Annotated in this window: 27 protein-coding genes; 16 read left to right on the top strand and 11 right to left on the bottom strand. The window is 71.1% G+C overall.

Going from position 1 to position 22,027, the window contains the following annotated elements; translation table 11 throughout:
* Positions 1–165: 165 nt before the first annotated feature.
* Positions 166–1,185, top strand: coding sequence for a DUF3048 domain-containing protein (locus J2X46_RS23800; protein ID WP_310255001.1), 1,020 nt, complete (start codon positions 166–168; stop codon positions 1,183–1,185).
* 11 nt (positions 1,186–1,196) lie between these two features.
* Here the strand turns inward: J2X46_RS23800 and J2X46_RS23805 are convergent, their stop codons facing one another.
* Positions 1,197–1,829 (bottom strand): TetR/AcrR family transcriptional regulator, encoded by a 633-nt coding sequence (locus tag J2X46_RS23805; RefSeq protein ID WP_310255003.1) that lies wholly within the window; start codon positions 1,827–1,829, stop codon positions 1,197–1,199.
* Between the two features lie 107 nt (positions 1,830–1,936).
* Between J2X46_RS23805 and J2X46_RS23810 the strand changes: the two genes are divergently transcribed.
* From J2X46_RS23810 to J2X46_RS23830, 5 genes are all read left to right on the top strand, one after another.
* The gene (locus J2X46_RS23810) at positions 1,937–2,488 is read left to right on the top strand and encodes a hypothetical protein (RefSeq protein WP_310255005.1); all 552 of its coding nucleotides are present in this window, start codon (positions 1,937–1,939) and stop codon (positions 2,486–2,488) included.
* Positions 2,489–2,540: 52 nt separating this feature from the next.
* Entirely contained in the window at positions 2,541–3,095 is a 555-nt protein-coding gene (locus tag J2X46_RS23815; RefSeq protein WP_310255008.1) for a YqgE/AlgH family protein, read from the top strand.
* Between the two features lie 23 nt (positions 3,096–3,118).
* Entirely contained in the window at positions 3,119–3,388 is a 270-nt protein-coding gene (locus J2X46_RS23820) for a DUF3039 domain-containing protein (protein ID WP_310255010.1), read from the top strand.
* 92 nt (positions 3,389–3,480) lie between these two features.
* Complete coding sequence (locus J2X46_RS23825; RefSeq protein ID WP_397215911.1) at positions 3,481–5,163, top strand: DEAD/DEAH box helicase; 1,683 nt, start codon at positions 3,481–3,483, stop codon at positions 5,161–5,163.
* A gap of 29 nt (positions 5,164–5,192) precedes the next feature.
* On the top strand, positions 5,193–5,828 hold the full coding sequence (locus J2X46_RS23830; protein ID WP_310255012.1) for a helix-turn-helix domain-containing protein: 636 nt from the start codon (positions 5,193–5,195) through the stop codon (positions 5,826–5,828).
* A 4-nt stretch (positions 5,829–5,832) separates the two neighbouring features.
* Here the strand turns inward: J2X46_RS23830 and J2X46_RS23835 are convergent, their stop codons facing one another.
* A complete protein-coding gene (locus tag J2X46_RS23835) occupies positions 5,833–6,321 on the bottom strand; it encodes a helix-turn-helix domain-containing protein (RefSeq protein WP_310255014.1) in 489 nt (162 codons plus the stop codon).
* Between the two features lie 55 nt (positions 6,322–6,376).
* On the opposite strand from J2X46_RS23835, the gene J2X46_RS23840 reads away from it, so the two are divergent.
* Complete coding sequence (locus J2X46_RS23840; RefSeq protein WP_310255016.1) at positions 6,377–6,895, top strand: PaaI family thioesterase; 519 nt, start codon at positions 6,377–6,379, stop codon at positions 6,893–6,895.
* On the opposite strand, the gene J2X46_RS23845 is transcribed toward J2X46_RS23840, so the two are convergent.
* The gene (locus J2X46_RS23845) at positions 6,876–7,349 is read right to left on the bottom strand and encodes an Lrp/AsnC family transcriptional regulator (protein ID WP_310255018.1); all 474 of its coding nucleotides are present in this window, start codon (positions 7,347–7,349) and stop codon (positions 6,876–6,878) included. The two genes, J2X46_RS23840 and J2X46_RS23845, sit on opposite strands and share 20 nt — an antisense overlap.
* A gap of 81 nt (positions 7,350–7,430) precedes the next feature.
* Here J2X46_RS23845 and hppD point away from each other — a divergent pair, with 81 nt between their 5' ends.
* Together hppD and J2X46_RS23855 are read left to right on the top strand one after the other, a co-directional pair.
* Positions 7,431–8,663, top strand: coding sequence for a 4-hydroxyphenylpyruvate dioxygenase (hppD, locus tag J2X46_RS23850; protein ID WP_310255020.1), 1,233 nt, complete (start codon positions 7,431–7,433; stop codon positions 8,661–8,663).
* Positions 8,664–8,802: 139 nt separating this feature from the next.
* A complete protein-coding gene (locus tag J2X46_RS23855; protein WP_310255022.1) occupies positions 8,803–9,597 on the top strand; it encodes a hypothetical protein in 795 nt (264 codons plus the stop codon).
* 145 nt (positions 9,598–9,742) lie between these two features.
* On the opposite strand, the gene J2X46_RS23860 is transcribed toward J2X46_RS23855, so the two are convergent.
* From J2X46_RS23860 to J2X46_RS23870, 3 genes are read right to left on the bottom strand one after another with little or no spacing between them, the layout of a single operon-like run.
* Positions 9,743–10,954 (bottom strand): MFS transporter, encoded by a 1,212-nt coding sequence (locus J2X46_RS23860; protein WP_310255024.1) that lies wholly within the window; start codon positions 10,952–10,954, stop codon positions 9,743–9,745.
* A gap of 29 nt (positions 10,955–10,983) precedes the next feature.
* Positions 10,984–11,418, bottom strand: coding sequence for a MarR family winged helix-turn-helix transcriptional regulator (locus J2X46_RS23865; protein WP_310255026.1), 435 nt, complete (start codon positions 11,416–11,418; stop codon positions 10,984–10,986).
* A gap of 43 nt (positions 11,419–11,461) precedes the next feature.
* Positions 11,462–12,061, bottom strand: a complete 600-nt coding sequence (locus tag J2X46_RS23870) for a LysE/ArgO family amino acid transporter (RefSeq protein WP_310255028.1) — start codon at positions 12,059–12,061, stop codon at positions 11,462–11,464.
* 72 nt (positions 12,062–12,133) lie between these two features.
* Between J2X46_RS23870 and J2X46_RS23875 the strand changes: the two genes are divergently transcribed.
* The 3 genes from J2X46_RS23875 (at position 12,134) to J2X46_RS23885 (ending at position 14,858) form a co-directional block, all read left to right on the top strand.
* Entirely contained in the window at positions 12,134–13,045 is a 912-nt protein-coding gene (locus J2X46_RS23875) for a LysR family transcriptional regulator ArgP (RefSeq protein WP_310255031.1), read from the top strand.
* 124 nt (positions 13,046–13,169) lie between these two features.
* Entirely contained in the window at positions 13,170–13,952 is a 783-nt protein-coding gene (locus J2X46_RS23880) for a hypothetical protein (protein ID WP_310255033.1), read from the top strand.
* 93 nt (positions 13,953–14,045) lie between these two features.
* Positions 14,046–14,858, top strand: coding sequence for a hypothetical protein (locus J2X46_RS23885; RefSeq protein WP_310255035.1), 813 nt, complete (start codon positions 14,046–14,048; stop codon positions 14,856–14,858).
* 4 nt (positions 14,859–14,862) lie between these two features.
* Here J2X46_RS23885 and J2X46_RS23890 read toward each other — a convergent pair whose 3' ends face one another.
* From J2X46_RS23890 to J2X46_RS23900, 3 genes are read right to left on the bottom strand one after another with little or no spacing between them, the layout of a single operon-like run.
* Positions 14,863–15,630 (bottom strand): amino acid ABC transporter ATP-binding protein, encoded by a 768-nt coding sequence (locus J2X46_RS23890; protein WP_310255036.1) that lies wholly within the window; start codon positions 15,628–15,630, stop codon positions 14,863–14,865.
* A gap of 1 nt (position 15,631) precedes the next feature.
* Positions 15,632–16,423 carry an amino acid ABC transporter permease gene (locus tag J2X46_RS23895; protein ID WP_310255037.1) on the bottom strand — a complete coding sequence of 264 codons (792 nt, stop codon included), beginning with the start codon at positions 16,421–16,423 and terminating at the stop codon, positions 15,632–15,634.
* Positions 16,424–16,443: 20 nt separating this feature from the next.
* Positions 16,444–17,232 (bottom strand): transporter substrate-binding domain-containing protein, encoded by a 789-nt coding sequence (locus J2X46_RS23900; RefSeq protein WP_310255039.1) that lies wholly within the window; start codon positions 17,230–17,232, stop codon positions 16,444–16,446.
* A gap of 64 nt (positions 17,233–17,296) precedes the next feature.
* Here J2X46_RS23900 and J2X46_RS23905 point away from each other — a divergent pair, with 64 nt between their 5' ends.
* Positions 17,297–17,833 (top strand): DUF1697 domain-containing protein, encoded by a 537-nt coding sequence (locus J2X46_RS23905; protein WP_310255041.1) that lies wholly within the window; start codon positions 17,297–17,299, stop codon positions 17,831–17,833.
* Here the strand turns inward: J2X46_RS23905 and J2X46_RS23910 are convergent, their stop codons facing one another.
* A complete protein-coding gene (locus J2X46_RS23910; protein WP_310255043.1) occupies positions 17,834–18,409 on the bottom strand; it encodes an isochorismatase family protein in 576 nt (191 codons plus the stop codon). It lies immediately after the preceding gene.
* A 108-nt stretch (positions 18,410–18,517) separates the two neighbouring features.
* Positions 18,518–19,813, bottom strand: coding sequence for a nicotinate phosphoribosyltransferase (locus J2X46_RS23915; RefSeq protein ID WP_310255045.1), 1,296 nt, complete (start codon positions 19,811–19,813; stop codon positions 18,518–18,520).
* Positions 19,814–19,839: 26 nt separating this feature from the next.
* Here J2X46_RS23915 and clpS point away from each other — a divergent pair, with 26 nt between their 5' ends.
* Genes clpS through J2X46_RS23930 form a run of 3 tightly spaced genes read left to right on the top strand, consistent with a single transcriptional unit; the run spans position 19,840 to position 21,931 of the window.
* Positions 19,840–20,136, top strand: coding sequence for an ATP-dependent Clp protease adapter ClpS (clpS, locus tag J2X46_RS23920; RefSeq protein WP_397215926.1), 297 nt, complete (start codon positions 19,840–19,842; stop codon positions 20,134–20,136).
* Positions 20,137–20,138: 2 nt separating this feature from the next.
* Complete coding sequence (locus J2X46_RS23925; protein WP_310255047.1) at positions 20,139–20,729, top strand: DUF2017 domain-containing protein; 591 nt, start codon at positions 20,139–20,141, stop codon at positions 20,727–20,729.
* Positions 20,726–21,931: a DUF429 domain-containing protein gene (locus J2X46_RS23930; protein WP_310255049.1), complete on the top strand. Its 1,206-nt coding sequence runs from the start codon at positions 20,726–20,728 to the stop codon at positions 21,929–21,931. The genes J2X46_RS23925 and J2X46_RS23930 overlap by 4 nt, the downstream gene beginning before the upstream one ends.
* Positions 21,932–22,027: the final 96 nt, after the last annotated feature.

Below are 22,027 nucleotides of genomic sequence, written 5' to 3' on the forward strand. Positions count from 1 at the left end.
GGGGGTTCAACCCGGGGGGGGGGGGGCCGCCCGGGGGCGGGGGTGTGGGGGGTGTTTTTTTTGGCCCACTGGTTTATTAACCGGGGGGGGGGGCCCCCCCCCGGGGGGCCCCCCCCCCGCCCCCACACTGCAAGGCACAAATCCCCCTCCGATCGGAGCTCCCCCGTGCGTCACCGTCTTCACACGTCCTCCTCCAAGGCAGTCGTCGCCGTGCTCGCCACGGCCTCGCTGCTGCTCGCCGGGTGCGGTGGTGGCGACGAGGAGCCGGCGTCGTCCGAGTCGTCCTCCGAGCCGTCGGCGCAGGAGACGAGCGAGGCGCCCGAGCCGACGTACTGGCCCCTGACGGGCCTCGAGCGCACCGGCAACGCCCCCAAGCACCCCGTGATCGTGACGAAGGTCGACAACACCTCCTCCAGTGCCCCGCAGGTGGGGCTCGGCTCCGCCGACCTGGTCGTGGAGGAGCTCGTCGAGGGCGGCTACACCCGCCTCGCGGCCTTCTACTACTCCAAGGTCCCCGCCAACATCGGCCCGGTGCGGTCGATGCGTGCGAGCGACATCAGCATCGTCCCCGAGGGCGCGACCGTGGTGACCAGCGGTGCCGCCCAGGTCACCATCAACCGCATCAACGGCGCGGGCATCCCGTGGATCACCGAGGGCGCCAAGGGCGTCTACCGCGACACCACGCGCTCGGCCCCCTACAACCTCTTCGCCCACCTCGCCGAGATCGCCAAGGGCGTCAAGGCCAAGGAGGAGCCGCCGGCCTACCTGCCGTGGGGCACCGAGGCCGACCTGCCCAAGGGCGCCAAGGCGAGCACCCTCACCGCCGACTTCGGCGGCCACTCCACCACCTGGCAGTACCAGGGCGGCAGCTACGTCAACACCAACTCGTACGCCGCCGACGGCGACAAGTTCCCGGCCGACTCGGTGCTGGTGATGCGGGTCAAGGTCGGCGACGCCGGCTACCGCGACCCCGCCGGCTACCCGGTGCCGGAGACCAAGTTCGAGGGCACCGGCGCCGCGCTGCTGTTCCACGGCGGCAAGGTCATCAAGGGCACCTGGACCAAGGACGGCCTCACCGGCGCCATCCAGCTCGCCACCAAGAAGGGCGACCTGACCGTCCCCGCTGGCCACACGTGGATCGAGCTGGTCCCGGCCGTGAACGGCAACGTCACCTTCGCCAAGTAGGTCCGGGCGGCTCAGGCGCCTGCGTCGGGCATCCTCGCGCCGGTCTCCAGCAGCTGCTGGAGGCCGGCCATGATGAAGCCGATCGCGGCCTCGACCCGGTCGGCCGCGGCCGCAGGGTCCTCGCTCACCGCGACGGACCCGCCGGCCGCCGACATCGCCCCGAAGAAGATCCTGGTGAAGGTGTCGAGCATCGCCTCGTCGAGGTCCCAGTCCTCCGAGGTGAGCACCGAGCGCACGATCTGGTCGACGATCGCGTAGGTCGAGCGCTCCTCCTGTTCGCGGAACCGCTCGTGGCCGAGCACGGACGGCCCGTCGACGACCACGATCTGTCGGTACGACGGCTCCTGCACGGCGCCGAGGAAGGCGCGCAGCCCGGCCTGGGCCTTCTCCCACGGGTCGTCGTGCCCGTCGGTCGCCTCGGCGATGCCCGACGTCGCCCGCGACTCGACCCGCTCGAAGGCGGCCTCGAAGATCGCCTGCTTGCCGCTGAAGTGGTGGTAGAGCGCGCCCTTGGTGACGTCGGCGCCCGCGACGATCGCGTCGAGGGAGGTGGCGGTGTAGCCGTTCTCGGTGAACAGCTGCTGGGCCACGTCGACCAGCGCGCGCTTGGTCGAGTCGGAGTAGCGCTGCCGCCGCGTCTTCATCCGCGCAGCCTAGGTGACCCGACTCACCCGCGGACCTCTTCGGTGTGCCGCCGGCATCCGGCATACTCAAAGTACGTACTCACGGTATGTACGACAAGGAGAACGCCATGACCTGGACGTCCCACCACCGACGCGGAGACGTGCTCCGCGAGGTGATCCGTACCGCTGACGCCCGCCTCGCGACCCCGGCCGAGCACCGCCAGCCCGCCCACCTCCCGATGGACGTCGACGGCGTCGCCGACACCTTCGGCGACGAGCTCACGCTCCTCGGTGCGCTGCAGCTGCGCTGGCACACCCGCCTCGCCGGCCACATCGAGCGCGAGCTCGCCGACCAACCCCTCGACCTCGACAACGCCGTCGCCCTCGCCTGGCTCGCCGCCGCCGAGGACATGCCCGGCATCCGGGCGGTCATCGACCACTGCTCGAGCCACCCCACCAGCCCGGAGATGGCGCGGACCACCGCGATCGCGAACGCCAAGGAGCACGAGATGCTCGCGCTCATGGCCGGTCGGGCCAGCGCGCCGGGCGAGGCCGCCCAGCGGGTCGGCCGGACGATCGAGGCCTCCGCGCGGACGTCGTACGTCCCGGGCGCGGTGCGCCCCGCGGTGGCGGCCCCGTCGTCACTGGTCCAGCGGATCAGGGCCGTGCTGGCGGCCTGATCGTTCAGAAGCAGGCTCGCCGGACGGGCGATTGGTTGCGATAGTGGACGACATGCAGCTGGCATCGGGGATGCTGCTGGTGGCCACACCAGCCCTGCAGGACCCCAACTTCGCGGACACCGTGGTGCTGCTGCTCGACGTCAACGACGAGGGCGCCCTCGGCGTCGTGCTCAACCGTCCCTCGCAGGTCCTGGTCGCCGACGTGCTCGAGGCCTGGCGCGAGGTCGTGTCCGAGCCGGAGGTCCTGTTCCGGGGCGGCCCGGTCGGCACCGACGGTGCGCTCGCGGTCGCCCGGCTGCGCGACGTCCAGGACGCACCCGTCGGATGGCGCCCCGTCGCCGGCCTCATCGGCATGGTCGACCTCGACACCCCGGCGGAGCTCGTCGACGGCTCGCTGGCCCGGATGCGCGTCTTCGCGGGTTACGCCGGCTGGGGCGCCGGCCAGCTCGAGGGTGAGGTCGAGGAGGGCAGCTGGTACGTCGTCAGCTCCGAGGCGGGCGATGCGTTCCGGGGCGACACCCGGGGCCTGTGGCGCGACGTGATGCGTCGCCAGCCCGGGATGCTCGCCTGGCACGTGAACCGGCCCGTCGATCCCGAGATGAACTAGGTCCCGAGTTAGGCTCTCCCATCATGAGCACCATCGGATTCTCCCCGGGCACCGAGACGATCGAGGATCGTCGCACCGTCCCCGTGGACGAGGGTGACCACGAGCGGTTCTCCCACTTCGTCCCCAAGGACAAGCTCACCGAGGCGATGGTCATGGGCACCCCCGTGATCGCCCTGTGCGGCAAGGTGTGGGTGCCGAGCCGGGTGCCGGAGAAGTACCCGGTCTGCCCGGAGTGCAAGGAGATCTGGGAGTCGCTCAACCCCGGTGACGACGGCTCGGGCTCCGACGAGTGACGGGGCGGCCTGACGCGCCGCTGCCCCCCGCGTGGCCCGACCGGGCTGCCTGGGGCACCGCGCCCTCCCTCCGTGCCTGGCAGCAGGCGGCGATGGACCAGTACCAGTCCCGCCAGCCGCGCGACTTCCTCGCCGTGGCGACGCCCGGCGCGGGCAAGACGACCTTCGCACTGACGGTCGCGGCCGACCTGCTGAGCCGCCGCGTCGTCGACCGGATCACCGTCGTCGCGCCGACCGAGCACCTCAAGACCCAGTGGGCCGAGGCCGCCGCGCGTGCCGGCATCCCGATCGACCCGGCGTACTCCGCGGGCAAGGGCCGCACCTCCGACGACTACGTCGGCATCGCGGTGACCTACGCCGGCGTCGCGGTCAACCCGCTCGCGATGCGCATCCGCACCGAGCGGTTCAAGACCCTGGTCATCCTCGACGAGATCCACCACGCCGGCGACGCGCTGTCGTGGGGCGACGGGGTCCGCGAGGCCTTCGACCCGGCCACCCGCCGGCTCTCGCTGACCGGCACGCCGTTCCGCTCGGACATCAACCCGATCCCGTTCATCAGCTACGCCCCCGGCGACGACGGCATCCCGACCTCGACGGCCGACTTCACCTACGGTTACGCCCACGCGCTCGCCGACCACGTCGTGCGGCCGGTGCTGTTCATGGCGTACTCCGGGGAGATGCAGTGGCGCACCCGGGCCGGCGACGAGATCGTCGCCCGCCTCGGCGAACCGCTCACCAAGGACATGCACGCCCAGGCGCTGCGCACCGCGCTCGACCCGCAGGGCTCGTGGATCCCGGCCGTGCTGGAGGCCGCCGACAAGCGCCTCTCGGAGGTACGACGCCACGTGCCCGACGCCGGTGGCCTCGTGATCGCCAGCGACCAGGACACCGCCCGCGCCTACGCCGCGCTGCTGAAGAAGATCAGCGGCGAGGCGCCGACCGTCGTGCTGTCCGACGAGAAGGGCGCGTCGAAGAAGATCGCCACCTTCTCCGACTCCGACAAGCGGTGGATGGTCGCGGTCCGGATGGTCTCCGAGGGCGTCGACGTGCCGCGGCTGGCCGTCGGCGTGTGGGCGACCACCACCTCGACCCCGCTGTTCTTCGCGCAGGCCGTCGGCCGCTTCGTGCGTGCCCGGTCGCGCGGCGAGACGGCGTCGGTCTTCCTCCCGTCGGTGCCGCACCTGCTGGAGTTCGCCTCCGACATGGAGGCCCAGCGCGACCACGTGCTCGGCCGCCGGGTCACCGACGAGGACGACATCTTCGCCGCCGAGGAGGGCCTGCTCGCCGCGGCCAACGCCGAGGACGCCGCGTCCGGCGAGCTCGAGATGTCGTGGGAGGCGCTCGGCTCGACCGCGTCCTTCGACCACGTGCTCTACGAGGGCGCCCAGTTCGGGCACTCCGGCGAGGTGCACGTCGGCTCGGAGGAGGAGATGGACTTCCTCGGCATCCCCGGCCTGCTCGAGCCCGACCAGGTGCGCGAGCTGCTGCACTCGCGGCAGAGCGAGCGTGCCCGCAAGCGCTCGAGCGAGGGCGCTGGGGACCGGGTCGTCGACTCGGTCGAGCAGCTCAGCACCCACCAGCAGCTCGGCGTGCTGCGCCGAGAGCTCAACGGACTCGTCGCCGCGTGGCACCACCGCACGGGCCAGGCGCACGGCATCACCCACTCGGCGCTCCGCAAGGAGTGCGGCGGGCCGCCGGCCGCGGTCGCCAACGCCGAGCAGCTCCACGAGCGGATCACCCGGATCCGCGAGTGGGCCATGCGTCAGACCTCCTGAGATCCCCACGGCACTGACATAGTGGCCCTGTGCCCGCGGAGACCTCGCAGACCCTGGACCGCGGCCTGCGCGTGCTCAAGGTGCTTGCGGACAGCCCGGAGGGCCTGACCGTCACCGAGCTCTCGGGCCGCCTCTCGGTCAACCGCACGGTCGTCTACCGGCTGATCAGCACGCTCGAGCAGCACGGCCTGGTGCGCCGCGATGCGCGCTCGCGCCTGTTCGTCGGGCTGGGCGTCCTGCAACTGGCCAGCGCGGTGCAGCCGCTGCTGCGCGACCTGGCCATGCCGGTGCTCCGCTCGCTCGCCGAGGCGATCGGGTCGACCGCCCACCTCACCGTCGCGGACGGCGACGAGGCCCTGGCACTCGCGGTCGTCGAGCCGACGTGGACCGACTTCCACGTGGCCTACCGCGTCGGCGCGCGCCACCCGCTCTCCCAGGGCGCTGCCGGCAAGGCCATCACGCTGCTCGACGGGGGCGAGGCGTCGTACGCCGTCACGAGCGGTGAGCTGCAGAGCGGGGCACGCGGCCTGGCCGCGCCCGTGCGCGGGGTCGAGGGGCTGCGCGCGAGCGTCGGGATCGTGACCCTCGACGGCTCGATCGACGAGTCGGTGGTGGCGCCGCAGGTGATCGCGGCCGCCGCCGAGGTCGCCGAGCGGCTGCGCTGAGGTCTCAGGCCCCGGTGAACGGCTTGATGCCCGGGCCCGGCCGGGTCGTGACGTCGCGTCGGCCGGTGACCTCGTGGCCCTCGCGGCAGCGCAGCACCACGTCGACCTGCGCGCCGCAGCCGACGTGCTCGAACTCGACGGGGGAGCCCTCGGGGTCGGCGAGGTAGCGGTCGCCCCAGGCCCGGACGGCGACGAGGACGGGGTAGAGGTCGAAGCCCTTGTCGGTGGGGCGGTACTCGTGCCGCTCGCGCTGGCCGGGCTCGCGATAGGGCTCGCGGCGCAGGATGCCGGCGTCGACGAGCAGCGTGAGCCGGTTGGTGAGCACCTGGCGCGGGATGCCGGAGTGGCGGCGCATGTCGTCGAAGCGGCGTACGCCGTTGAAGACCTCGCGCAGCACCACGAAGGTCCAGCGCTCGCCGAGCACCTCCATCGCCCGGCCGACGGTGCAGTTGTCGGTGGACCACTGGAGCGCGGTCGGGGAGGTGACGGTCATCCCGCCAGCCTAGGTCTCGTTGACAGACTCAGGCAAGCAGTGCCACGCTGGGTCCATGACGCAGACCCAGGACCAGTACGCCACGGAGAGCCGCACCTTCTCGTGGGCCACGCCCGGGCAGGCCGACCTGACGCGGCTGCTCGAGCTCGACGGGCTGCAGCAGCTCCAGGCGATGCGCGACGGCGAGCTGCCGCACCCGCCGATCATGGACACCCTCGGCTTCACCGACCTGCGGCCCGAGCCCGGCCGCGTCGTGGTCGAGATGCCGGCCGCGGAGTTCCACTACAACCCGCTCGGCGGCGTGCACGGCGGCGTGATCTCCACGCTGCTCGACACCGCCGCCGCCTGCGCGGTGCACACCACGCTGGCCGTCGGCGAGCTCTACACCTCGGTCGACCTGACGGTGAAGTTCCTGCGGCCGGTCACCGTCGACTCCGGGCTGCTGACGTGCGAGGGCACCGTGATCCAGCGCGGACGTCGTACGGCGCTCGCGCAGGCGCAGCTGACCGACGGCGCGGGCCGGCTGGTCGCCCACGCGACCTCGACCTGCCTGATCATGCGGGCGGGGGAGTGACCGCCGCCCTGGCGAGTGGCACCACGCGGTAGGGGATCTGCGTCGCGAGCGCGATGACCGTCGTCGAGCGGTCGATGCCGGGCTCGGTGAGGACGAGGTCGATGACGCGCTGGAGGTCGGCGTTGGAGCGCGCGACCACGCGCGCCCACATGTCGCCGGCACCGGTGATCGTGTAGGCCTCGAGCACTTCCGGGATCCGTGCCAGGTGGGTCGCGACGGCGTCGTGGCCCGCACCCTGCCGGATCTCGAGGGTCAGGAACGCCATCACCGGGTAGCCGATCGCCTCGGGCGAGAGGTCGGGTCCCCAGCCGGTGACGACGCCCGCCGCGGCGAGCTTGTCGAGCCGCGCCTGGACGGTGCCGCGGGCGATGCCGAGTCGTCGGCTCGCCTCCAGCACCCCGAGCCGCGGCTCGTGGGCGAAGATCTCGATCACCTTGCCGTCGATCTCGTCCATCTGGCCCCTCCGGCTGTGCAATGTGCCCAACGTTTCGTCGTACTGTTGCACACCTTGCCGCACGTTGGGAGGGTTGGCCGCATGACGACTGACATCGCCTCGACCGGTGGCGCCCTGACCGTGGACGAGATGAAGGCCGACCTGTCCCTCGAGCAGCTCCAGCAGCTCGTCGGCCTCGTGGAGTACGACGCCGAGTCCGACCCGTTCCCGGTCACCGGCTGGGACGCGATCTGCTTCGTGGTGGGCAACGCCACCCAGGCGGCCCACTACTACGCCTCGGCGTGGGGCATGGACCTCATCGCCTACAGCGGCCCCGAGAACGGCAACCGCGACCACAAGTCGTACGTCCTCAAGTCGGGCTCGATCAAGTTCGTGCTGAGCGGTGCGGTCTCGCCCGACAGCGACCTGATCGCCCACCACGCCAAGCACGGCGACGGCGTCGTCGACATCGCTCTCGAGGTGCCCGACGTCGACCAGTGCATCACCCAGGCCGTCAAGGCCGGCGCGACCGTGCTCCGCCAGCCCGAGAACGTCAGCGACGAGCACGGCACCGTCCGCATCGCCGCCATCGCGACCTACGGCGAGACCCGCCACACGCTCGTCCAGCGCAGCGTCGACGGCCAGACCTATGCGGGCCCGTACCTCCCCGGCTACCAGGCCGTCGAGCCGCGCTGGGAGAAGCGCGACGGCCAGCCCAAGCGCCTCTTCCAGGCGCTCGACCACATCGTCGGCAACGTCGAGCTCGGCGAGATGGACAACTGGGTCGACTTCTACAACCGCGTCATGGGCTTCGTGAACATGGCCGAGTTCATCGGCGACGACATCGCCACCGACTACTCCGCGCTGATGTCGAAGGTCGTGGCCAACGGCAACCACCGCGTGAAGTTCCCGCTCAACGAGCCCGCGATCGCGAAGAAGAAGTCGCAGATCGACGAGTACCTCGAGTTCTACCGCGGCCCCGGCGCCCAGCACCTCGCCGTCGCCACGGGCGACATCATCGCCAGCGTCGACGCGCTGCGCGCCAACGGCGTGGAGTTCCTCAACACCCCGGACTCCTACTACGAGGACGAGGAGCTGCGCGCCCGCATCGGCGAGGTCCGCGTGCCGATCGAGGAGCTGCAGAAGCGCGGCATCCTGGTCGACCGCGACGAGGACGGCTACCTCCTCCAGATCTTCACCAAGCCCCTCGGCGACCGCCCGACCGTGTTCTTCGAGCTGATCGAGCGCCACGGTTCCCTCGGCTTCGGCAAGGGCAACTTCAAGGCCCTCTTCGAGGCCATCGAGCGCGAGCAGGACAAGCGCGGCAACCTGTGACGAGCAGCGGCGACCGAGGAACGAGGTCGTCGCGTGGGCTCTGCCAGATTGAGTAGGCCCGCGACCGAGCCTGCGAGGGCGCGATCAGGGCGTATCGAAGTCCTGACCACCGCTCGTCGGCATTTGAGAGAGTGCTCGCATGATGATCCGACCGGCCGAGCTGGCCGCGATCAAGGCCGGCACGATCGACCTCGCGTTCCGGCGGTGGGCCAAGCCGCGGGTCGTCGTCGGCACCCGGATGCGGACAGGGGTCGGGCTCATCGAGGTCACCTCGGTCGAGCAGGTGAGCATGAGCCAGCTCCGCGCCGAGGACGCCCGCCGGGCCGGCGCCCCGTCGCTGGCCGCGCTCAAGCAGGCCCTGGCGGCCAGGCCGGACGACCCCGCCTGGCGGATCGGGGTGGCGTACGCCGGTCCCGACCCGCGCGAGGCGCTGCGCTCGGCGGTCCCCGACGCCGGCGAGATCGCCACGATCACCGCCCGGCTGGACCGGCTCGACGCGTCGTCGCCCTACGGGGCGTGGACGCGCGAGACGCTCGACCTGATCGACCTCAACCCGACGGTCCGCGCGCCCGACCTCGCAGCACAGGTCGGTCGCGAGACCCAGGACTTCAAGAAGGACGTCCGCAAGCTCAAGGAGCTCGGGCTGACCGAGTCGCTGGCGATCGGCTACCTGCTCTCGCCCCGCGGCGAGGCCGTCGTCGACGCGGGCCTGCCGGAGCCGCGGGTGCGGGCGCCGCGCGAGCAGGGCACGCCCCTCCCGCGCAGCATCGGAGCTCCCGCGACCCGCGCCCTCCGCGAGGCGGGGGTGACCACGCTCGAGCAGGTGGCGTCGTACTCCGCCGCGCAGCTCGCCGCGATGCACGGCGTCGGCCCGATCGCGATCGCCCGCCTGGGCGAGGCGCTGGCCGAGCAGGGGAGCGAGCTGGCTCCCTAGAGCGGGGCGCCGTCGCAGCAGTTGGCCTTCATGTGGCAGTGCGGGCACAGCCAGCGCGTGGAGATCGGGTCGAAGTCTTTCCCGCAGTAGTCGCACGGCATGGGCGCGACGCTACTGCGCCACGCCCACACCGGTCGTACGACACTCAGGCGAGGTCGCCGACGAGCTCGCTCTCGGCCTCGGTGACGCCGTGCGGCTCGGGCGATGACGCGAGGGCCGTGCCGATGGTGCGCGAGCCGGCGGCCACGACGACCACGCCGATCGCGACCGCGCCCGCGCCGAACCAGAACGGCGCGTGCAGGTCGACGTTCTCCGCGAGCTTCAGCGCCACCCACGGGCCGACAGCGCCGCCGGTGAAGCGCACGAAGGAGTACGCCGCCGACGCGACCGGCCGCTCGACCGGCGCAGCGCCAATCACGGCCTCGGTGACGAGGGTGTTGGTCACGCCCAAGAAGGCGCCGGCCGCGATGATGCCGCCGGTCACGACGGGCTCGTGCGCGGCGCCGAGCGCCATCACGGCGAGGTCGAGCGCGAAGAGCGCGAGCACGGCGGTCAGCGTCGGCAGGGTGCCGAAGTGCCGCTGCAGCACGGGCGCCAGCCACACCGAGGTCACCGCGAGCAGCACGCCCCAGCCGAAGAACGTCCACCCGATGCCCATGATCGAGTACGACGGCAGCGCGAACGGCCCGGCGGCCATCAGCGTGAAGAACCCGAGGTTGTAGAAGATCGCGACGAGTGCGAGGAGCAGCAGGGCCCGGTGGCGCAGCGCGCGGAACGGGTCGAGCAGTGACGTACGACGACCGGCCGGGGGAGTCGAGGGCAGGAAGAACGCGGTCGCGACGAGCGCGATGGTCATCAGCACCGAGACGCCGAAGAACGGGCCGCGCCAGGAGACCTGGCCCAGCAGGCCGCCGATGAGCGGGCCGGAGGCGATGCCGAGGCCGAGCGCGGCCTCGAACAGGATGATCGCCTGCCCGACCGGGCCGGCGGATGCGCTGACGATCGTGGCCAGCGCGGTGGCCACGAAGAGGGCGTTGCCCAGGCCCCAGCCGGCGCGGAAGCCGATCACGGCGCCGACGCTGCCGGACATGCCCGCGAGCGCGGCGGAGACGATGATCAGCGCGAGGCCGGCGAGCAGTGTGCGCTTGGGGCCGATCCGGCTGGAGACGACGCCGGTCACGAGCATCGAGACGCCCATGACGGCCATGTAGCTGGTGAAGAGCAGCGAGACCTGGCTCGGGGTCGCGTCGAGCTTGGCCGCGATCTCCTTGAGGATCGGGTCGACGAGACCGATGCCCATGAAGGCGATGACGCAGGCGAAGGCGACGGCCCAGACCGCGCGGGGCTGCCGCAGCATGGACGGTGCGGTGGAAGGAGCGGACGTGGTCACGGGGTGGTGTCCTCCTGGGGGTGCAGGTCGAGGACGTCCCGGAGCACCGCGACGGTGGTCGCGACCTCCTCGGCGGTGTGGTGGGTGGCGGCCAGCCGTGCGGTGACGAGCGCGGCGTTGGCGTGGCGGATGCGCGCCAGCTCGGCGCGTCCGGCGTCGGTGAGCACGACGACGTGGGCCCGGCCGTCAGTCGGGTGCGGCTCGCGGTCGACCAGCCCCTGCTCGCTCAGCGCCTTGACCGTGGCGGTCATGGTCGGCTGGCTGCAGCGGTCAGCGGCCGCGAGCGCGGTGACGCCGGACGGGCCGTGCTCGTCGAGCAGCGACAGCGTACGGGCGCCGGCGGGGTGCTCGACCTCGCGTCGTACGGCGCGGGTCAGGCGCGAGGCCAGGACGACGAGGTCGCTGGCCAGGGTGGAGAGGTCGTCGGTCACCTCTGCATAATTACATAGGAATCCTATGTATTCCCACTCGGAGTCAGTGCGCGAGCAGCCCCACGCCGAGGGTGCCCATCACGACGGCGATCGCGGAGTCCAGCACGCGCCAGGCGGTCGGTCGCGCGAAGAGGCCGCGCAGCAGGCGCGCGCCGTAGCCCAGGCCGAAGAACCAGATCAGGCTCGCGAGCAGCGTGCCGGTGAGGAACCACCAGCGGTCGGTGCCGAAGCTGTTGGCGACCGTGCCGAGCATCAGCACGGCGTCGAGGTAGAAGTGCGGGTTGAGCCAGGTGAGCGCGAGGGTCAGCAGGACCGCACGGCCGGGGGTCAGGGCCGCGCCCTCGCCCGCCTCGAGCTTGGCCGGGCGCCAGGCGCGCATCGCGGCGTGGATGCCGAAGGCGATCAGGTAGAGCCCGCCGAGCACCTGGGCGACCGGCAGGACCGCCGGCCAACGCTCGAGCACGACGCCCAGGCCGGCGACGCCGGCCGTGATCGCGACGACGTCGGAGAGCAGGCACGTGAGCACGATGGGCAGCACGTGCTCACCGCGGATCCCCTGGCGGAGGAGGAACGCGTTCTGCGCGCCGACGGCGACGATGAGGGCGAGTCCGGTCAGCAGACCGGTGAGGACAACCTGGAACATGCCTACAACGGTAGAAGGTCGTAAGCCTTCAATCCAGCGAACTATTTTGACGAATCATTAGAATCTCTAAGTATGAAAGACGTCACCCAGCTGGACCCTGTGGCCCTGCGCACACTGGCCGTCGCGGTGCGCCTCGGCACCTTCGAGGCAGCGGCCCGCGAGCTGCATGTCACGCCCTCCGCGGTGAGCCAGCGGGTCAAGGCGCTGGAGACTCGGATCGGCCGCGTGCTGCTGCACCGGGTCAAGCCCCTGGAGCCCACCGAGGCCGGCCAGGTGCTGGTCCGGCTGGCCACCCAGAGCGAGATCCTCGAGCGCGAGGCGGTCGCCGAGCTCGTCGAGGAGGCCGACGACGAGGGGTCGGCGTACACCTCCCTGCCCATCGCGGTGAACGCCGACGCCCTCTACGGCTGGTTCGTCGACGCACTGGCTGAGGTGCAGTCGCGGCACCGCGTGGTCTTCGAGGTCGTGCGTGAGGACCACACCCGCACGGCCGAGCGGCTCCGGCGCGGCGAGGTGGTGGCTGCCATCACGGGAGAGCCCAAGCCGGTGCCCGGCTGTCGCGTCGTACGGCTCGGCCGGCTGAGGTACGCCGCCGTGGCCAGGGCCGACTTCCATGCCACCCACTTCGCCGACGGTGTGGGCTCGGCGACGCTCGCCGAGGCGCCGATCGTCGCCTTCGACCGCAGCGACTCCCTCCAGCACGACTTCATCCGCCGGGTCACCCGGCGCCACCTCGCGCCCCCGGTGACGTACCTGCCCTCGGTGCGCGAGTTCGACCGCGCGATCCGGGTGGGGATGGGGTGGGGGCTGCTGCCGGAGTCCGACGTGGTCGACGAGCTCGAGCGCGGCGAGCTCGTCGAGCTGGTACCCGGTCGGCGACCCGAGGTGCCCCTGTTCTGGCAGCACTGGCGGCTGGGCTCGACGCTGGTCGCGGACCTCACCGAGGAGGTCGTCGTGGCGGCGCGGCGCTGGATGGCGAGCTGAACGGGTTCTGCCATTCGTCTGACAGGCCGCGTCGAGCGCTCCTAGGATGCCGCGCGTACGAGCACGGAGCTCGTCGCCGACTCGATCGGGGACACCGATGGCACGTCGCAACCAATCGTGGGCCGTGGCCCTCTCCGTCGTCCTGCTCCTCGGCGCCGTCGGCTGCGGCGGCTCCGGGTCCGCCGCCGCGAGCAAGACCCAGGACCCCGCCCTGCTGGGACAGCAGCTCGAGGACCTCGTCTCCCAGGTGGGGAAGATGGGCATCGTGGAGTGGCACGGCGAGCTGCTCACCAAGGACCCGGACAAGGGTGGCCAGCCCCTGCTCGACCTCAGCTCCCGGTTCAGCCCGTCGACGGGCTACAGCCAGGTGTCGATGACCTCCACGCTCGGTGGCAAGGCGCAGCAGGTCGACTACCTCGTGATCAACGGGCGCACGTACTTCAACAGCGAGGACTGGGGGCCCGAGGCCGACGGGTGCTGGGCCGACATCACCGGCGACGCGGTCCGCAGCTGGGGCCTCCCCACCGAGCTCGACCCGGCGTGGTCGCTGTCCGGGGCTCGTCCCCTGAAGCTCGCCGGCGACGACGTGGACGCGACGCTGCCCTTCAAGGCGGTCCTCGCCGGCATGCCGCGCGGCCTCTTCCCGACCGTGCCGAGCGTCCCGTACGACACCGAGGCGCGCGCGGTCATCGCGCCGCACGGGCACCTGATCGAGGTCGGCATCGACCTGGTGAGCCTCTGGAAGAGCGTGCCCGACGAGCAGCGGGCCAGCCTGGAGACCCGACGAGCGGGCTGGTGGTTGATGACGATGAAGAAGTCACCGGACGACGACAGCATCGCCCCGCCGAAGTACGTCTTCGACCCTGCTGTGACCCCGCCCAGTCAGTGCACCCGCGCGCCGAAGTGATATGTGCGGTTCTGCGGACACGGCAGGGTCCGGGTCCTAGGCTGCCGCAGGACAACGAGGGCGGACCTCGTTGCGGAGCGGATAGGCACACCTGTGGCACGTCGTCCTCTGTTGGCTGCGACCTCGGCTCTCGGCGCAGTCCTGCTCCTCACGCTGTCCGGCTGCGGAGGCTCCGGCACGGCCGCCTCCACCAAGACCTCCGACGTGGTCATGGAGGGCGAGCAGCTCGACGCCATGGTCGCCCAGGTGAACAAGATGGGCATCATGGAGTGGCACGGGCAGCTGCTCACCAAGAACCCTGACAACGGCGGCAAGCGCATCTTCGACCTCGACGGCCGCTACAGCCCCTCCACGGGCTACAGCGAGCTCTCGATGGACTCCGCGATCGACGGCAAGGTCGAGCAGGTCGACTACCTCGTCGTGGCCGGCCGCACCTACTTCAACAGCGAGGTCTGGGGGCCCAACGCCGCCAACTGCTGGGTCGACATCACCGACGACCAAGAGGGGCGCAGCTGGGCGCTGCCGAGCGACCTGGACCCGACCTGGCCGGTGACCGCCGCCCGTGCCATCCGCCTCTCCGGCGACGGCGTCGCCGTCGGCATCCCGGCCGAGGAGGTCCTCACCGGCATGCCGCGCGGCCTCTTCCCCGAGGTGCCCGCCGGGCTCAAGGACGTCGAGGCCAAGGGCGTCGTGACCCAGCACGGCACGCACTTCATCGAGGTGAGCGTCGACGTACTGAACATGTGGAACGACGTGCCCGAGGACGCGCTGGCCGACATCGAGACCCGCAAGGCGGGCTGGTGGGCGATGACGATGAAGGAGTCGCAGGACGGCAACCCCATCGCGCCCCCGAAGTACATCTTCGACCCGGCCAAGACTCCGCCGAGCCAGTGCAAGCGGGGCTGACCGGTCAGAGCACCTTCGAGAGGAACGACTGCGTCCTCTCGTGCTGCGGATCGGCGAGGACCTGACGCGGGTCGCCCTGCTCGACGATCACGCCACCGTCCATGAAGACGAGGTTGTCGCCGACCTCGCGGGCGAAGCCCATCTCGTGGGTCACGACCATCATCGTCATGCCCTCGGACGCGAGGTCCTTCATCACCGCGAGGACGTCGCCGACCAGCTCCGGGTCGAGCGCCGAGGTGGGCTCGTCGAAGAGCATCATGTCGGGGCTCATCGACAGCGCGCGGGCGATCGCCACCCGCTGTGACTGGCCACCGGAGAGGTGTGCGGGGTAGGCCGACTCCTTCTCCGAGAGCCCGACCTTGGCCAGCGTGCTGCGGGCGATCTCGACGGCTTCGTCCTTCTTGCGTCCCCTCACCTTCTCCTGGGCGATCGTGAGGTTGCGCAGCACGGTCATGTGCGGGAAGAGGTTGAACTGCTGGAACACCATGCCGATGCGCGCACGCAGCTTGTCGACGTCGGCGTCCGGGTCGGTGATCTCCTCGCCCTCGACGAAGATCTTCCCGCTGGTCGGGATCTCGAGCATGTTGACGCAGCGCAGCAGGGTCGACTTTCCCGATCCCGACGGGCCGATGACGCAGACGACCTGTCCGTGGCCGACGTGGAAGTCGATGCCCTTGAGCACCTCGTTGTCGCCGAAGTACTTATGGAGGTCCTGGACGTCGATCGCCGCGGTGGAGCGGTCGCCCGGCGTGCGGGTCGTCTCGGTGGTCATCTCAGCGGGCCCTCTCCGCGCGGCTCTCCATGCGGCGTACGACGATCGACAGCGGCACCGTGATCAGCAGGTAGCAGAGGCCGATGACGATGATCGGGGTCAGGTTGGCGGCGGTGTTCATGCCCTCCCGGCCGAACTTGGTCAGCTCGTAGTCCTCGAGCGCGAGCCCGAGGATGTAGACGAGCGAGGAGTCCTTGGTCAGCAGGATCAGCTCGTTGGTCAGTGGCGGCAGGATGATGCGGAACGCCTGGGGGACCACCACGCTGACCATGGCCCGGGTGTGGGTCATGCCGAGCGAGCGGGCCGCCTCCATCTGGCCCTTCGGCACGGCCTGGATGCCCGCGCGGATCGTCTCGGCCATGTAGGCGCCGCCGACGAGGCCGAGCGCCAGGGTGACGATGCCGAGGTTGCCGAACGGGATCTCACGGTCGGGGAAGGCGAGGCTGAAGCCGACGCCCAGCGCGATGAAGACGACGAGGGCCGGCAGGCCGCGGAACAGCTCGATGACACCGGTGGCGATCCAGCGGTAGGGCCCGACGCTCGAGAGGCGCATCAGCGCCAGCGCCAGGCCGAGGAGCAGGCCGAAGGTGAAGCCACACGCGGTGTAGATGATCGTGTTCTTCAGGCCGATCGTCAGCACCCGGGGGAACTGCTCCTTGACGATCGCCCAGTCGAAGAACGCGCGCCGGAGCTCGCCCCAGTCCGCCAGCGTGACGATCGCCACGAGGACGAGCACCAGGACGGCGTACTGGGCGTAGCGCAGCCGCGCGGCGCGCTGGCGGGGACTCGCCATGACTCAGGTCCGCTTCCCGGTCAGCTGCCGGCCGCGTCGCCGAACCACGTCTGGTAGGCGGTGTCGTAGTCGTTGCTCGCGATGGCGTCGTCGATGATCTTCAGCAGCTCGTCGTTGTCGCCCTTCTTCACCGAGAAGCCGTAGACGTCACCGGTCTCGAACTCGGCCCCGACCTCGACGTCGGGGTTCTGGCTGGCGAAGTAGTTGAGCAGGCCGTTGTCGTTCACGCCTGCGTCGGCCTTGCCGGTCTTCACCGCCTGCTCCATGAGCGCGGAGTCCTCGAAGGACACGATCTTGGCGTCGTCGGGTGCGTTCTCGCGGGTGTAGTCCGCGCCGGTGGTGGCGTCCTGCACGGCGATGGTCTTGCCAGCGAGGTCGTCGAGGGTGGTGTAGCCGGCGCCCTTCTTCATCATCAGGGCCTGCTTGGCCTCGAAGTACTGGTCGCTGAAGTCCATGACCGCCGCACGCTCGTCGGTGATCGACATGGCGCCGGCGGCGACGTCGCACTGGCCGGTGTTGAGCGCCTCGCCGGAGACGATGGTCTCCCAGCCGATGTCGACGACCTTGGTGTCCCAGCCCTGGGAGTCGGCGGCGATCTTGAGCACGTCGACGTCGAACCCGACGACCTCCCCTCCCTCGGTGAACTCGAAGGGCTCGTAGGGCAGGTGCGTGCAGATCGTGAGGGTGCCGCCCTCGACGAGCTTCACCCCGGACTCGGTGGTGGTGGAGGTGTCCTCCTTGGCGCAACCGCCCGCGACGAGGGCGAGGGCGAGGGTGCTGAATCCGATGGCGAGAGCTCGAGTCTTCATGTGCGCCACCATAGACCCGGTCTAGACAGGCGTCGTCCCGCGCCCGGTTGGGCATGATCGGGTCATGCCCACCTACGTCGCCTTCCTGCGCGCGATCAACCTCGGCCCGACGCGGAAGTTCCCCAAGGACGCCATCAAGGCCGCCACCGAGGCAGCCGGGGGCTCCGACGTGGAGACCTACATCAACACCGGCAACGTCCGGCTGACGCACTCCGCCCGCTCCGTGGCCAAGGTGCAGGCCGCGCTCGAGAAGGCGTACGCCGCCGAGGCAGGCTTCGAGGTGCCGACGATCGTCTTCACGGCCAAGGACCTCGCCGCGCTCACCGCTCGCGCGGAGGAGCTGCACGCCGAGCACGACCCCTCCGGCCAGCACTACGTCACCCTCTTCTCCGCAGCCCCGACGGCCGCGACGGCGAAGGCCGTCCACGCGCTCGAGCACGACGGGGAGACGGTCGTCGTCGACGGCCGCGCCGCCTACGTCCTCCTCGACGGCAACATCCACACCTCGAAGCTGCTGGCCTCGAAGGAGTTCACCGCACTCGGCAAGGGCACCGCGCGCACGGTCAAGGTGCTGCGGACCGTCACCGAGAAGTGGTGCTGATCAGGCGATCTCCACGCCGGCGCCGGTCATCTCGGTGATCGCGGACGCCGTCGTGTCCTCGGCGACCCCCGCGCACAGCGCGGTCAGGACGCGGGTCTCGAAGCCCTCCTGGGCGCTGTCGAGCGCGGTGGCCCGCACGCAGTGGTCGGTGGCGATGCCGCACACGTCGACCGCGGTGACCGACCGGGCGCGCAACCAGTCGGCGAGCGTGTCGCCGGTCGTCGTACGACCCTCGAAGCCGGAGTAGGCGGCCGCGTGCTCGCCCTTGAAGAACACCTCGTCGAAGGGCTGCGGGTCCAAGTTGGGGTGGAAGCCGGCGCCCTCGGTGCCGACCTTGCAGTGCACCGGCCACGAGTCCGCGAAGTCGGGCTTGGCCGCCCAGTGGTCTCCCGGGTCGACGTGGTGGTCCTTGGTGGCCACCACGACGTCGTACGACGGCGCGTCCTCGCCCTTCGCCGACCAGCGGTGCAGCAGCTCGCCGATGTCGGCGGCCACGCGGGCACCCCCGGCCACCGCGAGGGACCCGCCCTCGCAGAAGTCGTTCTGGACGTCGACCACGATCAGTGCCCGTGCCATGTCCGGAGCCTAGCGGGGTGCGACGGAGTCGCGCCGTGCGTGGCGTAGGAGGTCGAGTGTCCCCGCGACCGAGGAACGAGGTCGCGACGGGACGTATCGAGACCTGACCTACTGCTCGAAGAGGGTCGGGATCACCGGCTCACCGGCAGACATCATCGTGACGGCGCGGGGGAGCTCGGCGAGGGAGGTGCGGTGGCGGGTGCGGGCTTCCTCCAGCGTGGAGCGGCCGACGACCTCGCCGGCCTCGACGAGCGGCACGAGCAGGGAACGGTCGTCGCCGTCGTCCTCCGGCGGCTCGCCGATGCCGATGATCTCGGCCTGGGCGCGGCCCGAGGGCGAGCGGCGGCGCAGTGCGTACTTCCGGCCACCGATCGACACCTTGTCCGTCGACTTCTTGGCCACCGGGACCAGCTCGCCGTCGCCGCCCTCGCGGGCGACGAGCTTGTAGACGAAGCCGCAGGTCGGGTGGCCCGAGCCGGTCACCAGCTGGGTGCCGACGCCGTACGCGTCGACCGGTGCCGCGGCCAGCGCGGCGATGGCGTGCTCGTCGAGGTCGCTGGTGACGACGATCCGCGTGGAGGTGGCGCCCAACCCGTCGAGCTGCTCGCGCACCTCGCGAGCGATCTCGCCGAGGTCGCCGGAGTCCAGCCGGACCGCGCCGAGGCTGGTGCCGGCCACCTCGACGGCGAGGGCGACCGCCTCGGCGACGTCGTACGTGTCGACGAGCAGGGTCGTGCCGACGCCGAGGCTCTCGACCTGCGCGACGAAGGCGTCGCGCTCGGTGTCGTGCAGCAGGGTGAAGGAGTGCGCGGCCGTGCCGGTGCTCGGCACGCCGTGCAGCTGCCGCGCCGCCAGGTTGCTCGTGGCGTCGAAGCCGGCGATGTACGCCGCTCGGGCCGCGGCGACCGCCGCTTGCTCGTGGGTGCGGCGCGAGCCCATCTCGATGCACGGCCGACCGGCGGCGGCGAGCGTCATCCGGGAGGCGGCCGAGGCGATCGCGGAGTCGTGGTTGTAGATGGAGAGCAGCACGGTCTCGAGCAGCACCGCCTCGGCGAAGGTGCCCTCGACCACCAGCAGTGGCGAGTGCGGGAAGTAGACCTCACCCTCGGGATAGCCCCACACGTCCCCCGTGAAGCGGTACGACGCCAGCCACTCGAGCATGTCGGGATCGACCACGCCCTCCAGCATCGCCAGCGCCGCCGCGTCGAAGCGGAAGGCCTCGATTGCGTCGAGGGCACGGCCGACGCCGGCCACGACGCCGTACCTGCGCCCCTCGGGCAGTCGCCGCGGGAAGAGCTCGAAGGCCGACCGGCGGTCGGCGGTGCCGGCGTGTCGGGCCGCCTGCACCATGGTGAGCTCGTAGTGGTCGGTCAGGAGCGCCGCCGAGTGGGCTGAGCCAGTCACGACCGACACTGTGCCACGATGGCCCCGTGTCAGCCGCAAGTCCCGTCGAGGTCGAACCGACCCAGACTCCTGACGAGATCACGTTCCTCTCCAAGCCGTGGGTGACGCTGGTCTGGGACGACCCGGTCAACCTGATGTCCTACGTGTCCTACGTCTTCCAGAAGTACTTCGGATACGACCGCGACAAGGCCGAGAAGCTGATGCTCGAGGTGCACAACGACGGCAAGTCCGTGGTGTCCACCGGCACGCGCGAGGAGATGGAGCGCGACGTGCAGGCGATGCACGAGTACGGGCTCTGGGCGACGATGGAGAAGGCCGGCTGAGGATGAGCGGGTTCGAGCACCACCTGAAGTCCGACCGGGTCATCGCCACCTTCACCGGGTTCGAGGCCGACCTGCTGCGGTCGCTGGCGTCGCAGATCGTCGAGTTGCTGCGCAACGAGCGCGCCGAGCCGGCCCACCCGGCCGCCGACCCGTTCGAGGCGCTGATGGCGGAGTTCTCCGGTGCGACCACGATCCCGGAGGACCCGGTGCTGGCGCGCCTCTTCCCGACCGCCTACCCCGACGACGAGGAGGCGGCCTCCGACTTCCGCCGCTTCACCGAGGGCGGGCTGCGCGACGGCAAGGCCGCCGCGTCCGGGCTCATCATCGACACCCTCGAGGACGCCGGGCTGCCGCCCGAGCTGACCGAGGAGGGGCTCGTCTTCGACGTCGAGCTGACCCGCTCCGAGGCCGAGACCTGGATGCGCGCGTTCACCGACATCCGGCTCGCGCTGGCCACCCGGCTCGGCGTCGAGGCCGGCGACGAGGCCTACTGGCACTCGCTGCCCGACGACGACCCGCGCGCCCAGGCGCACGACATCTACGAGTGGGTCGGCTACCTCCAGGAGACCGTGGTCGAGGCCCTCACCTCGTGAGCCCGATCCCCGACTTCGTCGTCGAGGTCCGCCGCAAGATCGGTCACGACCCGCTCTGGCTGCCCGGTGTCACCGCGGTGGTGCGCCGCGGCGACCAGGTGCTGCTGGTCAAGCGCTCCGACAACGGCCGGTGGGCGCCGATCACCGGCATCCCCGACCCCGGCGAGGAGCCCGCCGTGGCAGCCGCGCGCGAGGCGATGGAGGAGACCGGCGTCCGGATTCGCGTCGACCGGTTGGCTGCCACCCGCGTGCACGGCGAGATCGTCCACGAGAACGGCGACCGCGCGACCTACCTCGACCTCACCTTCGCCTGCACCTGGGTCGAGGGCGAGGCGCACGTCGGCGACGACGAGTCGACCGAGGTGCGCTGGTGGCCGGTCACCGGCCTCCCGCCGATGGGCGAGGTCATGCTCGCCCGCATCGAGGCGGCCCTCAGCGACGAGCGCGAGGCGAGGTACGTCGCCCCCGCCGGTCAGGAGGAGGCCGAGCCACCTCCCGTCCTCGCGCCTGACGCGCCGGTGCTCGGCGTGGACGCCTGTCCGTCGGGCTGGGTCGGCGTCGTCCTCGACACCGACCGTCGCGCCTCGGTCTTCGTCGCGCCGACCATCTCCGGGCTCGTCGCCCTGGTGCGCGAGAGCCACGACGTCGCCGTGGTCGCGGTCGACATCCCGATCGGGCTGCCCGACAGCAGCGGTCGCCTCGCCGACGCCGAGGCCCGCCGCGAGCTCGTCGGCAAGTCGTCCTCGCTCTTCTCCACGCCCGTGCGTGCCGCTCTCGAGGCCGCCACCTACGAGGAGGGCCGCGCAGCCAATCTGGCGGCGACCGACGGGCGCACCAGCGTCAGCGCGCAGGCGTACGCACTGCGCGAGAAGGTCCTCCAGGTGGACGCCTGGGTGCGCTCCGACCCGGGCGTCACGGTCGTCGAGGTGCACCCCGAGCTGAGCTTCACCCGGATGGCCGGCCACCCGCTGCTCGAGCGCAAGAAGGAGCCTGCTGGTGTGCGCGTACGACGCGAGGCGCTGGCCGCGCACGGCATCGTCGCTCCGCCGTGGTTCCGCGGGTCGGGCTTCGGCGAGGACGACCTGCTCGACGCGTGCGCCGCAGCCTGGACCGCTGTACGCCACTCGCTCGGCGTCTCGGAGTCGTTCCCGGCGACGCCCGAGGTGTTCTCTGACGGCCTCCCGGCGGCGATCCGCGCCTAGCTGTGATGTCCAGGCAGGTTGTTGTTCCTGCTGATGGGCGTGCCGCCGATTGCGGAGTGGATCCGGTGGTGATTGTAGAAGTGGAGCCAGTCCGGC

The organism is Nocardioides sp. BE266 (genome assembly GCF_031457855.1).
Taxonomy (GTDB): Bacteria; Actinomycetota; Actinomycetes; order Propionibacteriales; family Nocardioidaceae; genus Nocardioides.

Bases quoted from the DNA above. Each gene is read 5' to 3' on its own strand.
- J2X46_RS23805 (WP_310255003.1), bottom strand. From the start codon at position 1,829: ATGAAGACGCGGCGGCAGCGCTACTCCGACTCGACCAAGCGCGCGCTG.
- J2X46_RS23810 (WP_310255005.1), top strand. From the start codon at position 1,937: ATGACCTGGACGTCCCACCACCGACGCGGAGACGTGCTCCGCGAGGTG.
- J2X46_RS23815 (WP_310255008.1), top strand. From the start codon at position 2,541: ATGCAGCTGGCATCGGGGATGCTGCTGGTGGCCACACCAGCCCTGCAG.
- J2X46_RS23820 (WP_310255010.1), top strand. From the start codon at position 3,119: ATGAGCACCATCGGATTCTCCCCGGGCACCGAGACGATCGAGGATCGT.
- J2X46_RS23825 (WP_397215911.1), top strand. From the start codon at position 3,481: ATGGACCAGTACCAGTCCCGCCAGCCGCGCGACTTCCTCGCCGTGGCG.
- J2X46_RS23835 (WP_310255014.1), bottom strand. From the start codon at position 6,321: ATGACCGTCACCTCCCCGACCGCGCTCCAGTGGTCCACCGACAACTGC.
- J2X46_RS23840 (WP_310255016.1), top strand. From the start codon at position 6,377: ATGACGCAGACCCAGGACCAGTACGCCACGGAGAGCCGCACCTTCTCG.
- J2X46_RS23845 (WP_310255018.1), bottom strand. From the start codon at position 7,349: ATGGACGAGATCGACGGCAAGGTGATCGAGATCTTCGCCCACGAGCCG.
- hppD (WP_310255020.1), top strand. From the start codon at position 7,431: ATGACGACTGACATCGCCTCGACCGGTGGCGCCCTGACCGTGGACGAG.
- J2X46_RS23855 (WP_310255022.1), top strand. From the start codon at position 8,803: ATGATGATCCGACCGGCCGAGCTGGCCGCGATCAAGGCCGGCACGATC.
- J2X46_RS23860 (WP_310255024.1), bottom strand. From the start codon at position 10,954: ATGCTGCGGCAGCCCCGCGCGGTCTGGGCCGTCGCCTTCGCCTGCGTC.
- J2X46_RS23870 (WP_310255028.1), bottom strand. From the start codon at position 12,061: ATGTTCCAGGTTGTCCTCACCGGTCTGCTGACCGGACTCGCCCTCATC.
- J2X46_RS23875 (WP_310255031.1), top strand. From the start codon at position 12,134: ATGAAAGACGTCACCCAGCTGGACCCTGTGGCCCTGCGCACACTGGCC.
- J2X46_RS23890 (WP_310255036.1), bottom strand. From the start codon at position 15,630: ATGACCACCGAGACGACCCGCACGCCGGGCGACCGCTCCACCGCGGCG.
- J2X46_RS23895 (WP_310255037.1), bottom strand. From the start codon at position 16,423: ATGGCGAGTCCCCGCCAGCGCGCCGCGCGGCTGCGCTACGCCCAGTAC.
- J2X46_RS23900 (WP_310255039.1), bottom strand. From the start codon at position 17,232: ATGAAGACTCGAGCTCTCGCCATCGGATTCAGCACCCTCGCCCTCGCC.
- J2X46_RS23905 (WP_310255041.1), top strand. From the start codon at position 17,297: ATGCCCACCTACGTCGCCTTCCTGCGCGCGATCAACCTCGGCCCGACG.
- J2X46_RS23910 (WP_310255043.1), bottom strand. From the start codon at position 18,409: ATGGCACGGGCACTGATCGTGGTCGACGTCCAGAACGACTTCTGCGAG.
- J2X46_RS23925 (WP_310255047.1), top strand. From the start codon at position 20,139: ATGAGCGGGTTCGAGCACCACCTGAAGTCCGACCGGGTCATCGCCACC.